The organism is Borrelia sp. A-FGy1, from assembly GCF_014084025.1.
In the GTDB taxonomy this organism is placed as follows: Bacteria; Spirochaetota; Spirochaetia; order Borreliales; family Borreliaceae; genus Borrelia.
Genome location: NZ_CP043682.1, coordinates 506,888 through 519,331, shown reverse-complemented (window position 1 = coordinate 519,331; position 12,444 = coordinate 506,888). Strand labels below are relative to the sequence as shown.

Sequence of the window (12,444 nt, the reverse complement as noted above, 5' to 3'; positions counted from 1 at the left end):
ATATCTAATTATTTATCCTTCTTGGTATTGGAACTACGGTCACATTTTCTAAAGCTTTCACTCTAACTAAATGAATATATGAATTTGGATATCTATCCCTAAGTGACTTAATTGAAGTTTCATTATTAACTTCCATCACAGAAGTTCTAAAAATAGTATCTTTATCAATAAATGGGAATAGTACAACAACATGTTTATGAAATACCTTCCCAGGCAATCCATTCATTGTCGTATTAACAGATCCAAAGTATATATAACCAGGTTCATTTAAAGTCAAATAATATAAAATAAACTCTAAATTATCTATCTCATATCCACGATTTTCAATATAGTTTAAAAAACTAATATTATTTACATCTGCTTCTTTAACCCTATCCAAAACCAAGTCAGTATTAATATACTTAAGCCTGTATCCAATATTACGAATCCAATCAAGAGCAAAAAATAAATCTTTACTAAATTCATACTGTTCAGTAAAACTATTACCCCTAACTCCAATATGTCTCACTTTAAGATCTTCTATTTTTAAGAGTTTTCCAGTCATTGTATTATAAATTGAATCAGCTACCCATTTACTAAATCCAGAACAATTAAATCCTTCAACATCACCTTGAAGTGCACCCGTTTTAATGTATACCATTTCTCCCAATTCACTCATAGCGCCATCAGGAACCTCAGCAATTGAAAAAGTTTTTAAAAACTTTCTAAAGTTATCAACAATATGAGAAACATTCTCATATTCTTTAAAATATTTAGGATCAAAAAGTTTTAAATCAATAAAATTACTAACATATTTAACTATATCAAGAAAAGAACCAGTAGCAATATCTTTAATTTTAAAGGGTAATTTAATATCTTTATATATTAAAGTATTTATTAAATAAAAGTCAGCACTAGAATTTATACCACTTGCTTTTATTCTAATAAAAGTATCAGCTCTATGTATAAAAAATATTTTTACCTGTTCAATACCATTTTTCCCAACTTTAACTACATAAGAACCTGGAAGAATATAAGACACACTTTCTTTTCGATTAAAAAAAGAATAGTAAACATAATCTCCAATTATTGAATTTGAAACCTCAACATAATAGCCATCTGTAGTATAATGTTTTTGAGGATTCATTTTCTTCTTATTACTGCTTGAATTAAAATGTTGTGTATAGCTTGATCTAATAGTAAAATCGTAAACAAAATTTTCAAATCCTAAAACATCTAATTTAATAATGACTAAAAATAAAAGTATATATATCACTTTAAGATTCTTGCCTTTTCTCTCATTTCTATTAATATTGGAATATTTTTATAACCAATTTTACGAATATTATTTACTAAATAATTATAGTAAGAATTGGGAAAATTAGTTACTTTACTAGCGAATAAAATAAATTTAACAGGGTTAACACTAACCTGAGTTATATATTTTATTTTATGTGCATCACTTAAATGATAATCCTTAGTCCAAAAATTTAACATCTTATTCAAATCAGCTGTATTGACCCTAAGTTCAAGCTGTTTTTTAAGTCTAATTGCTTCTTTGAAAAGATTATCCAACCCTATTTTTTCATGTACTGATATCCTTAATACAGGAGCAAACTTTAAAACCGGGAAAAAGAAATTAAGACGATCTCTTATAGCTTCAAAATAACCACTCTTTATCTTTACACAATCCCATTTGGTAAACACCAGTATAATACCCTTTCCCTTTTTAACTGCATAATGAGCAATTTTCTTATCTTGAGCTGTTAAGTCTTCATTAGTATCAATTAATAAAAATACAATATCTACCATATCAATTACTCTTAAAGCCTTACTTACAGAATAATACTCAATAAGTCCATCTATTCTTGATCTTCTTCTTATCCCAGCCGTATCAATAATTTCAAATGTCTTTCCATTCCTTTGAATTTTTGTTTTAACAAAATCTCTTGTAGTTCCAGCTTTATGAGAAACAATTGAAACTTCATATCCTGCTAAAAAATTAATAAGAGTAGATTTACCTGAATTTGGTTTTCCTATAATGCCAATTTTAATATCAATATTTTCTTCATTAACTTTTAATTTACCAATTGAATTTTTTAAGAAATTTTTTAAAGAATTAATTCCTTTACCATGTATTGCACTCACTAAAAAGCTTTTTCTAAACCCCAATTTTTGAAAATCATAAGCCAAAGATTGCTTATTCTGGCTATCTATTTTATTTAGTATCAAGACTATCTTATTGCTATATTTTCTAAGTCTCTCAATAAGTTCATAATCTTCTGATAATATTTCATTTATATCTAAAACAAGTAAAATTAAATCAATACTATCAAGTAAATTTATAACTTTGTCAGCTATAACTTTACTAAGTTCATCCTTTAAAAGTGTAAATCCACCAGTATCAACCAAATAAAATCTATAAAAATCTATCTCGCATATCTCTTTAATTAAATCTCTCGTAACACCATAAGTTTTATCTGTAATACTTCTTTTTGAGTTTAAAAGCTTATTAAATAAAGTAGACTTTCCAACATTTGGCCTGCCTAAAATAAAAACATTACTATAATCTTGTATCTTAGAATTAATCAAAAATAATTTGCCTCTTTCTTTATATAGCTATTTTTATTATAATATCAAATATTGTATGTTTATGCCAATTACAGGCGGATATTCAGTTGAAAAGAAAAAAAAAGCATAGGAGAAAAAAAAATAGTGTTAAAAAAATAGATATATTCCTAGTAATATTTGCCATTTTTCTGACAGGATTTTGCCTATTACTAATAATTAAAAATTCATTAATTAAAAATATATTCAATGAACAAATTAATAATTATGAATACTTTGAATTTGATTCATCAAAACCTAATAAAGTAATAGAAGCAGAGCTAGATAACACAAAAAAAGAAGCCATTAAAATAGTCAGTAATGAAAAATTCTTAATTAGGCCCCCTGAAATAAAAAAAATTGAAGAAGAATTTAAACATCAACAACAAAAAATTTTAAAAAAGAAAAAAATAGTTAAGCTATATTTCATAAAAGTTACTGCTGAAGGACATTTTTTAAAGCAAGATATCAAAAGAACTATTCACTATGACAAAAATATTCTTGAAGAAACATTAAAAGCACTTATTAATGGACCAAATGAATATGAACTTAAAAACAACTTTTTAAGTTTAATTCCTATTAATACTAAAATATTAAATTTAAGCATAAATGATGGAATTGCTAACATTAACCTTTCTAAGGAATTTTATGAAAATAGCTTTGGGGTAGAAGGAATTATCAATCAGGTAAACCAAATTATTTTAACATGTCTTGAAATTAAAGGCATTAATGGAATAACTTTAAAAATTGAAAATAATCCAGTAATACTTGAAGACCTAAATTTAAACTTTTCAGGTATCTTAGATAAGAAAAAATTTAATAAGTATTAATACAATTAAGATTTTTAAGTAGTCCAAGGGATTTCCCAAGATCTAATAAGCTGTTCTTAGTAACCAAAAACATAAATTCTTGATTTCCCTTTTTCCCTTTGATTTTAAGCTTTAATATATCCTTAACTTGTAGATTTTTAGCATAAAATTTTCTAACTATCTTATCTAAAATTTTATCTAGATATCTAGTCTCAACTACACCACTAAAATTTTCTATGTCTAAATCTAATCCTTTAAGTTCAAATTGAGGCTTAATAAGAGCAATAATAAAACCATCAGAAAGTTTATTAAGCATATCTGCGCATATGTTAACCGAAGACCTAAAAGAAACATCAATAACAGCTAGATTGGGAAATATTTCAAATTTATTCATATCAAATATATTGGTTCTTTCAAAAACTCTAACTCTTGGATCAATTCGCAGTTTATAAGAAAGCTGATTAAATCCAACATCAATTGCATAAACCAACTTAGCTCCTTTCTGCAAAAGACAATCTGTAAAACCACCAGTTGAAGCCCCAACATCAACACAAATTTTATCTTTAACAACAATTTTAAATGCTTCTAAGGCTTCTAAAAGTTTATATCCTCCTCTTGAAACAAACTGACTGGTTTCATTTTGTGCTAAACTTATTACACTCTTCTTTAAGAGCAAGGCTTTAGGATTTTTCTCTTTATGAGAATTGACATACACTTTACCAGTTAAAATTAATATTCTCAGCTTTTCCCTTGTCAAATTAGGATACTTTTTACAAAGTAAATTAAGTAAACTATTTCTGTATTCTTTCAATTTTCAAAGCACGTCCTGTTTTCAAATCAGAAGAAATAACAACACCCTGTATAACAACATTATCTTCAATCACCTCTGTCCGTAAAGTTATATACTCAAGTAATCCCCTAAGAGAAATTTCAGGGCTAAATCCTATTACAGAATTTAAACTACCAGTCATACCAAGATCGCTAATATAAGCAGTTCCTTTTTCTAAAATTCTTTCGTCTTGAGTCATTATATGAGTATGAGTACCTACAACTCCTGTAACAAATCCATCTAAAAAATATCCAAAGCTTTCTTTTTCATAATTACTCTCCGCATGAAAATCAACAAAAATAGTTTTAACCTTATTCCCAATCATATTTACAAACTTTTTTATGTTTTCAAAAGGGTTTTTAACAATAAAAGTCATTCCTAAAAATCCTTGAATATTTATAACAGCAACCTTTTCATTTCTTATACCTAAAATACAATAACCATGACCTTCAAGTAAATCTGAAAAATTATTTGGCCTTAAAATATATTTCTGCTTATTTAAATATTCTTTTATACTAGGATCAGAATAAACATGATTACCAGTAGTAATAACATTAACACCAGCTTTAAAAAGATTTTCTGCTATTTCTGGATTAATTCCAAATCCACCAGATGAATTTTCTCCATTAGCAATAACAAGATCTATATTATATTTATTTTTAAGAGTCTTAAGATCAAAAAAAACCTTTTTTAATCCTGCATCGCCTATTATATCTCCAATTAATAAAGTCCTAATAATAGCACTATCTTGCATATTCAATAACTCTGGTCTCACGAATAATAGTGACTTTGATTTTACCAGGATACCTCATTTCAATTTCTATTTTCTTTGCAATATTCCTTGCAAGCATAGTAGCCTTCTCATCATTAACTAATAAATTATCAACAATAATTCTAATCTCACGTCCGGCTTGAATTGCATAGCATTTTTGAACACCTTCAAAACTATAAGCAATTTCTTCTAATCTTTTAAGTCTATTTATATAATTATTTAAACTTTCACGTCTTGCACCTGGACGAGAGGCAGAAATAGCATCAGCTATTTGAACGACAATAGCCTCAAGACTTTCTGGTTTTATCTCATTGTGATGGGCAGCAATAGCGTTAACAACAACATCACTCTCACCACAACTTTGAGCAAGTTCAGCTCCTGTAATAGCATGACCTTCACTATTTTCAGAAATGCTTTCCATTCCTTTACCAATATCATGTAAAAGACATGCTCTTTTTACAACAACAGGATCTAACTTCATCTCTTTAGCTAAAATTTCGCCTATTATTGCTGTTTCTTTTGAATGACTTAAAACATTTTGTCCATAGCTACTTCTAAAATAAAGTCTACCAAGTCCCCTAATAAGTCTTTTATCAAGCCCATGAATATTTAAATCAAATACAACCTTCTCTCCTTCTTCAAGAATAATATTATTTATCTCATTAGTTACGCTATGAACAACTTCTTCAATTCTTGCAGGGTGAATTCTACCATCTGTAATAAGTCTTTCAAGTGTTCTCTTAGCTATTTCTTTTCTTACTGGATTAAAACAAGATATAACAACAGCTTCAGGAGTATCATCAATAATAATATCTGCCCCTATTAAAGTTTCAAGGACTCTAATATTACGTCCTTCCTTCCCAATTATCCTACCTTTCATCTCATCATTAGGCAATGCAACAGAAGCAATCGTAAATTCAGAGCTAACCTCTGTAACCATACGTTGCATTGTAGAAACTAATATATCTTTTGCAAGCTTATCTGCTATTAGCTGAGCCTCTTGTTCGCTTTTATTAATAATAATTTGAGAATCTCTTCTAGATTCATTTTCAATTTTTTCAATGATAATCTTTTTTGCTTCTTCCTTTGTTAAACCAGAAATATTTTCTAATTTTTTAAGTAAAAAAATCTCTTTTTCTCTTATTATTTTTTCTTTTTGTTCAAATTCCTTACCCTTAGAATCAATTCTACTTTGCTGTTTATCAAGAGCAGACATTCTTTTATCTAATGCGTCTTCTCTTTGTAATAATCTTTTTTCCAAGTTAAAAATTTCATTTTTTTTCTCTCTTATTTCCTTTTCTTGCTGATTCTTTTCTTTAAGCAATTGAGCTTTTGTATTTGAAATAATTTGCTTTTTTTCATTTTCTATATCTAAAATTGCTTCTTCTTTTTTCTTTTCTAGCTTTTTATCTAAATTTAATAAAGAAAATCTACCTAAAATAATCCTTATTGCAAAACCTAATATAACTCCTATGATGAAAGCAAGAATAGAAGAAAAAGTAATATACAACATACAATTTACCTCTTATTCTCTAAACTTAATTAAATATAACTCTTTAAAAAGGAAATACTTAATATGTAAGACTATTACTTTTCTTCTAAGGTTTTATCAACTAGCTCAAGAATAGCCATTTCAGCAGAGTCTCCATATCTTTGACCTAGTTTAATAACCCTAGTATAACCACCCTTTCTTTCTTTAAAAATGGGAGAAATTTTGGTAAATAATTTATTAAGAATATATTTATCATGTATAAACTTTGACACTTCTCTTCTATTATGTACGCTATCAACCTTTGCTCTAGTAATTAACTTCTCAGCAAACCTCTTAACCTCAATTAACTTAACTTTAGTAGAAGTTATCCTCTCATGCCTCAAAAGAGAAGTTATCATATTCCTCAAAAGTGCCTTTCTATGACTTGATTTTCTATCTAATCTATTAAATCCTACCCTAGTCTTCATACAAAACAGTCTTCCTTTTACTTAGATATTTTATCATTCTTACTTAATACTTTAAGAGCTTCTGTCCTAGCCATACCTAAAAATAGCCCATAAAAACTAAGCTTTTCAATAATTTCCTCTAAACTTTTTTTCCCAAAGTTTCTTGCTCTTGAAAGCTCCTCTGAAGTCTTACTAATAAGCTCTCCTAAAGTTTTAACATTTTCTTTAGTCAAACAATTTAAAGATCTAACAGATAAATCCAACTTTTCAACACTCATATTAAGCAAATCAGAATCTTTAAATTCAGAATTTTCAAGAGACTGAACAATTTTATCCTCAAAATTTACTAATGGAAGTAAAAATTCCCGCACTATAGAAGCAGCTTTTTTAATAGCATCATTAGCACTAATAACGCCTGTTGTCCATATTTCCATAATAAGCTTATCATAATCAGATCTTTGCCCTACTCTAGTGTCTTCAATAGAATATGATACCTTTTGGATTGGAGAAAATATAGAATCAATAGCAATAGTATTAACTTCTTCTAAATATTTAGCATTGTGCTCAGAAGAAACATAACCTCTTCCATAATTAACTTGAAACTCAAAATCCAAACTTGCATTACTTGAAAGAGTAGCAATTACCAAATCCCTATTTAATACTTCAACTCCTTCTCTTTCAAGATGACCTGCCTTTAAAACATTAGTATCTCTACCATTAACAGAAAAATTTATCACTGTATTATTAATTCCTTTGTCTAACTTTAAATGAACATTTTTAATGTTAGCAATTACTTCAAGAGTATCTTCTACAACTCCAGGTATTAAATCAAATTCACTTGAAACAACCCTTAAAGATCCTCCTTGATTAGATTGAATCCTCATAGCAGATATAGCATATCCTTCAATAGAAGATAATAAAACTCGTCTTAGCGTATTCCCAATTGTAACACCAAAGCCTTTTTCGAAAGGATATATTGTAAATTTTCCATAGGAACCATTATCTTCTCCCCTTAAGAACTCAATTCTATCAGGTATGGTAAAATCTTTCAAAAGTTTCTCTAAAGACATTAACTCCTCCACTAAACTCGCCTTGTTTTTTTAGGCCTGCATCCATTATGGGGTATTGGAGTGATATCTGAAATTGACTTAACAATTATACCCGTTGACCCAACAGCTCGTATAGCAGACTCTCTACCGACCCCTGGTCCCTTAACAAAAACATGTACATAATTAATCCCAAAATCTTTAACTTTACCCAAAGCAGCTTCAGCAGTTATCTGAGCAGCATAAGGAGTTGATTTCTTAGCACCCTTAAACCCCATACCACCAGCACTTGCCCAAGCCAAAGTATTACCCCTTATATCAGATACAGTTACAATTGTATTATTAAAAGTAGCTTGTATATAAATATTTCCCTCTCCAATATTTCTTTTTACTTTTCTTTTGTTAGTTGATAATTTTATATTCAACCTTCTTCCTCCATAAACAAAACAATTTTATTTAGCAGCTATTTTCTTATTAGCCACAGTTCTTCTTTTACCCTTTCTAGTTCTTGCATTAGTTTTTGTTCTCTGTCCTCTTAAAGGTAATCCTTTCCTATGCCTAAGCCCTCTATAACATGCAATATCCATAAGCCTTTTAATAGACATAGCCAATTCACTTCTAAGCTTTCCCTCAATAACATAATCACTTTCAACTATTTTTCTAAGCTTATTAACTTCATTATTATCTAAATCTTTAGCTTTTTTATCTGGTGAAATATCTGTTTTTTTACAAATTTCTAAAGCTCTAGCTCTTCCTATACCATAAATAGATGTAAGAGCTATTTTAATTTGCTTACCATTAGGCAAATCTATTCCTGCTATTCTAGCCATCATATCCCCTTATTTTTGTCTTTGTTTGTGTTTAAGATTATCGCAAATAATCCTCAAGACACCTTTTCTCTTTATTACCTTACATTTTTCACAAATTGGTTTTACACTTACCCTAACTTTCATAAATACCCCTAAATTTTTTGTAAAAAAGCATACTTCTTATTATTTCTATTAGATATTCCTTGTGTCTTTAGATATGCATCAATCTGAATCAATGTATCAAGCGCTACACCAACCATAATAAGCAATGAAGAACTACCCATAATCCTTGAAACATCATAAGGAAATCTAAAAATAGTTTGCACCAAAAACGGAATTATTGCAATAATAGACAAAAAAATAGAGCCTGAAAATAACGTTCTATTCATAATACTATCCAAATAACTCTCCATTTCATCTGCCTTTATACCTGGAATAGTCCCTCCATTTTTTCTAATATTATTACTTATATCTTTGGGACTTAATTGTATTTTAGAATAAAAATATGTAAATCCTATTATCAAAACTATATTTAATAAAGTATAATACATTCCATTAGGCCTTAAATAAGATAAAAACTGCCTTGCAAGAACAGAAGTTTCAGCAAAGCCACTCAAAATTTGCAAAGGCAAAGTAATAAGAACAGATGCAAAAATAACAGGCAAAACACCTGATGGATTAAGTTTTATTGGCAAATATGAACTTACAGAATTTCTTGAGTTTACCCTAGCATAGTGTATAGCAATCCTTCTTTGAGCCTTATACTCATATATAATTAACACTATAACCACAACAAAAATGCTTAAAATTAATATTACAAAAACAGGATTAATATTTTTAGAAGGGTCCCTCATTCCTTGAAATAAATTAAACAAAGCTGCCTGAAGTCTAACTACTATTCCTGAAAAAATTATTAAAGATACACCATTTCCAATTCCTCTCTGATTAATTTGCTCACCAAGCCATAATAGAATAAAAGTTCCCGTAGTAACTGTTAAAATAGCAATAAAAATATACCTATTAAAAGGCATATTAAGAGCTCCTGGTATGCTCCTAGCATAAAGACTAGTAGCGTATCCCTGGGCAATTGCAGCAATAATTGTTAAATACTTTGTATACTTCTTGATCTTTTTTCTTCCACCATCTCCCTCTTGCATCCTTTTAAGAGAAGGAAAAGAATAAACAAGAAGCTGGATAACAATTGATGCTGAAATATAAGGACCTATACTAAGCATAAAAACAGAAAAATTACTAAAAGCACCACCTGAAAAAAAATCAAAATAATTAGTGATTGAAAAATCTGATTGTGTCTTGAAATAACTCTTAAGAGCTACAGGATCTATTCCTGGTATTGGCAAATAAGAACCTACTCTAAAAATAAAAAGAATAAAAAGAGTAAACAAAAATTTAATCCTTAAATCTTTAATACTAAATAAATTGAAAAACAAATCTTTCATTTCACTACCATTCAAGCTAATTTACTAATTTAATATTACAACCAATTTTTGTTACAATTTCTTCAGCTGCTTTTGAAATACGAGAAATTTCAAAATTTACCTTCTTAGTAAGTTTACCATTAGCTAAAACTTTAATGTTCTTAGAATCTTTACCTACAAGCCTCTTTTTAAATAAAGTATCATGATTTACTAAATCTCCATTCTCATAATTTTTCTCTATGTCTCCAAGACCCACAATCTCATATCTTAATCTATAGTCATGATTAGAAAATCCTCTTCTAGGAAGTCTTCTATAAAGAGGAGTCTGACCCCCTTCAAACCCAAGTCTTGGTGAGGTATTCCTAGCTTTCTGTCCTTTTTGTCCTCTTCCAGATGTCTTTCCAAGACCAGATCCTGGACCTCTACCTACAACTTTCCGAGTTTTATTAGCACCCAAAGGTGTCTTCAACTTAATCATTTTTTACCTCACTTATTAAAACCATATTAATTACCTCATTAAGCATTCCTCTAATTGATTTGTCTAAGTTATGTACCCTTATATCTCCTATTCTATTTAATCCCAAAGCTCTCAATGTCCTAACCTTGTTGTCTAACTTACCAATCAAACTTCTCTTAAGTTTAACCTCAATCTTAATGTTATCACCCTTAGAAATAATTTCTCTATTATTCTCCATCCTCCTAATAAAAGCCTTATTTTTAAATCTAGATCTGAAAGCTTTAAATCTAGTATTCTTAAGCTGAAGTCTTAATTTTCTCTTAATCATAAATTAACCCCATAAAGTTCCTAAAGTTTTTCCTCTTACTCCAGCCACATTTCTACCATCTAAAACTAGATCAAACGCTTTAAAAGTTGCTTTTACCACATTCATAGCATTATTTGAACCAATAGACTTACTTAAGATGTCATGAACCCCAACAGCCTCCATTACAGCACGGACAGGCCCACCCGCAATAATTCCAGTACCCTCAGTAGCTGGCTTAATTAAAACTTTAGCCTTCTTAAAATCACCAATAACCATATGAGGAAGAGTACCCTTCTTAATAGGAACAGAACGTAAATTTTTTCTAGCATTTGTTGAGCTCTTCTTTATAGCATCACTAGCATCATTGGCCTTACCAAAGCCCCATCCAACTTGACCTTCTCCATCACCAACAACCATAAAAGCAGCAAAAGAGAATCTTCTACCTCCTTTTACAACCTTAGTAACCCTATTAAGAGATATTAACTTTTCTATTTGTTTTTTATTAGCTTGAACTTCCACCCTATTTCCTCCTAAACATCAATACCAGCTTCACGCAAAGAGGTTGCAAAATCTGCAATAAGACCATGATACTTATAACCATTCCTATCAAAAATAAGTTTACTTATATTTTTATTTTTAAGTCTATTTGCAAGTATCTCACCAAGCTTCTTTACATCATCAATATTCTTATTCAATTTAAGATCTTTTTCAATAGTCGAAACACTTGCCAAAGTATGCCCAACTATATCATCAATAACTTGAACATAAAAATATTTATTGGACTTAAAAACAGTAATTCTAGGTCTGCCTGCAACACCAAGACCAATTCTATCTCTTATTTTTTTCTTTCGTTTGATTTTTCTTTTTTCAGCTTCTCTTATTTTTTTCATAAATAATACTCACTTAAAATTTATTTTTTTACCCCTGACTTCCCTACTTTTCGTTTAATTACCTCATCATCATATTTAATTCCTTTACCCTTATAAGGCTCTGGCATTTTTAATCTTCTAATTTCAGCAGCAACTTGCCCAACCTTACATTTATCTATACCTTCAACAGCAATTTTAGCATTACTATCAAGCTTAATAGAAATACCATCAGGTATCACATATTCAAATTGAGTTGAATATCCTAAATTAAAAAAGAGACTTCTCCCCTGCTGCTCAACTCTGTAACCTATACCATTAATAGTGAGGGATTTCGAAAATCCATCCGTTACTCCTTTAACCATATTAAAAATCAAACTCCTATAAAGACCATGAAAAGCCCTTGTTTGCTTATCTTCAAAAGAACGTTCTACAATAATGCTACTATCCTCAACTCTAACCTTAATGCCATTCCTTATCACCTGACTCAACTTACCTTTATTCCCTTCAACCGTTATCAAATTACCATTAATATCAACTTTAACAGAACTTAAAATTTTTATAGGAAGTTTACCAATACGTGACATCT

17 protein-coding genes are annotated in these 12,444 nt (G+C 29.2%); 1 reads left to right on the top strand and 16 read right to left on the bottom strand.

Going from position 1 to position 12,444, the window contains the following annotated elements; all coding sequences use genetic code 11:
• Positions 1-4: 4 nt before the first annotated feature.
• Together F0310_RS02505 and der are read right to left on the bottom strand one after the other, a co-directional pair.
• Positions 5-1,255, bottom strand: a complete 1,251-nt coding sequence (locus tag F0310_RS02505; RefSeq protein WP_182117380.1) for a hypothetical protein — start codon at positions 1,253-1,255, stop codon at positions 5-7.
• On the bottom strand, positions 1,252-2,556 hold the full coding sequence (gene der, locus F0310_RS02500) for a ribosome biogenesis GTPase Der (protein WP_232535957.1): 1,305 nt from the start codon (positions 2,554-2,556) through the stop codon (positions 1,252-1,254). Before der ends, F0310_RS02505 begins: the two co-directional genes overlap by 4 nt.
• Before the next feature lie 95 nt (positions 2,557-2,651).
• Here der and F0310_RS02495 point away from each other — a divergent pair, with 95 nt between their 5' ends.
• Positions 2,652-3,416 (top strand): GerMN domain-containing protein, encoded by a 765-nt coding sequence (locus F0310_RS02495; protein WP_346010448.1) that lies wholly within the window; start codon positions 2,652-2,654, stop codon positions 3,414-3,416.
• On the opposite strand, the gene F0310_RS02490 is transcribed toward F0310_RS02495, so the two are convergent.
• The 14 genes from F0310_RS02490 to rplF form a co-directional block, all read right to left on the bottom strand.
• Entirely contained in the window at positions 3,403-4,206 is an 804-nt protein-coding gene (locus F0310_RS02490; RefSeq protein WP_182117378.1) for a TlyA family RNA methyltransferase, read from the bottom strand. The genes F0310_RS02495 and F0310_RS02490 overlap by 14 nt on opposite strands.
• Positions 4,187-4,978 (bottom strand): TIGR00282 family metallophosphoesterase, encoded by a 792-nt coding sequence (locus F0310_RS02485; protein ID WP_182117701.1) that lies wholly within the window; start codon positions 4,976-4,978, stop codon positions 4,187-4,189. The genes F0310_RS02490 and F0310_RS02485 overlap by 20 nt, the downstream gene beginning before the upstream one ends.
• The gene (rny, locus tag F0310_RS02480) at positions 4,968-6,509 is read right to left on the bottom strand and encodes a ribonuclease Y (protein ID WP_182117377.1); all 1,542 of its coding nucleotides are present in this window, start codon (positions 6,507-6,509) and stop codon (positions 4,968-4,970) included. Before rny ends, F0310_RS02485 begins: the two co-directional genes overlap by 11 nt.
• Before the next feature lie 74 nt (positions 6,510-6,583).
• A complete protein-coding gene (gene rplQ / locus F0310_RS02475) occupies positions 6,584-6,955 on the bottom strand; it encodes a 50S ribosomal protein L17 (RefSeq protein ID WP_182117376.1) in 372 nt (123 codons plus the stop codon).
• A 17-nt stretch (positions 6,956-6,972) separates the two neighbouring features.
• Positions 6,973-8,004 (bottom strand): DNA-directed RNA polymerase subunit alpha, encoded by a 1,032-nt coding sequence (locus F0310_RS02470; protein WP_182117375.1) that lies wholly within the window; start codon positions 8,002-8,004, stop codon positions 6,973-6,975.
• 11 nt (positions 8,005-8,015) lie between these two features.
• On the bottom strand, positions 8,016-8,405 hold the full coding sequence (gene rpsK / locus F0310_RS02465) for a 30S ribosomal protein S11 (protein ID WP_182117374.1): 390 nt from the start codon (positions 8,403-8,405) through the stop codon (positions 8,016-8,018).
• 27 nt (positions 8,406-8,432) lie between these two features.
• Positions 8,433-8,810, bottom strand: coding sequence for a 30S ribosomal protein S13 (gene rpsM / locus F0310_RS02460; RefSeq protein WP_182117700.1), 378 nt, complete (start codon positions 8,808-8,810; stop codon positions 8,433-8,435).
• Positions 8,811-8,819: 9 nt separating this feature from the next.
• Positions 8,820-8,933 carry a 50S ribosomal protein L36 gene (gene rpmJ, locus F0310_RS02455; protein ID WP_002557090.1) on the bottom strand — a complete coding sequence of 38 codons (114 nt, stop codon included), beginning with the start codon at positions 8,931-8,933 and terminating at the stop codon, positions 8,820-8,822.
• Between the two features lie 8 nt (positions 8,934-8,941).
• On the bottom strand, positions 8,942-10,246 hold the full coding sequence (secY, locus tag F0310_RS02450; protein WP_182117699.1) for a preprotein translocase subunit SecY: 1,305 nt from the start codon (positions 10,244-10,246) through the stop codon (positions 8,942-8,944).
• Positions 10,247-10,262: 16 nt separating this feature from the next.
• Positions 10,263-10,703: a 50S ribosomal protein L15 gene (rplO, locus tag F0310_RS02445; protein ID WP_182117373.1), complete on the bottom strand. Its 441-nt coding sequence runs from the start codon at positions 10,701-10,703 to the stop codon at positions 10,263-10,265.
• Positions 10,696-11,010: a 50S ribosomal protein L30 gene (gene rpmD, locus F0310_RS02440; protein WP_182117372.1), complete on the bottom strand. Its 315-nt coding sequence runs from the start codon at positions 11,008-11,010 to the stop codon at positions 10,696-10,698. The genes rplO and rpmD overlap by 8 nt, the downstream gene beginning before the upstream one ends.
• Before the next feature lie 3 nt (positions 11,011-11,013).
• Complete coding sequence (rpsE, locus tag F0310_RS02435; RefSeq protein WP_182117371.1) at positions 11,014-11,508, bottom strand: 30S ribosomal protein S5; 495 nt, start codon at positions 11,506-11,508, stop codon at positions 11,014-11,016.
• An 11-nt stretch (positions 11,509-11,519) separates the two neighbouring features.
• Positions 11,520-11,879 carry a 50S ribosomal protein L18 gene (gene rplR / locus F0310_RS02430; protein ID WP_182117370.1) on the bottom strand — a complete coding sequence of 120 codons (360 nt, stop codon included), beginning with the start codon at positions 11,877-11,879 and terminating at the stop codon, positions 11,520-11,522.
• Between the two features lie 20 nt (positions 11,880-11,899).
• A complete protein-coding gene (rplF, locus tag F0310_RS02425) occupies positions 11,900-12,442 on the bottom strand; it encodes a 50S ribosomal protein L6 (protein WP_182117369.1) in 543 nt (180 codons plus the stop codon).
• Positions 12,443-12,444 lie beyond the last annotated feature (2 nt).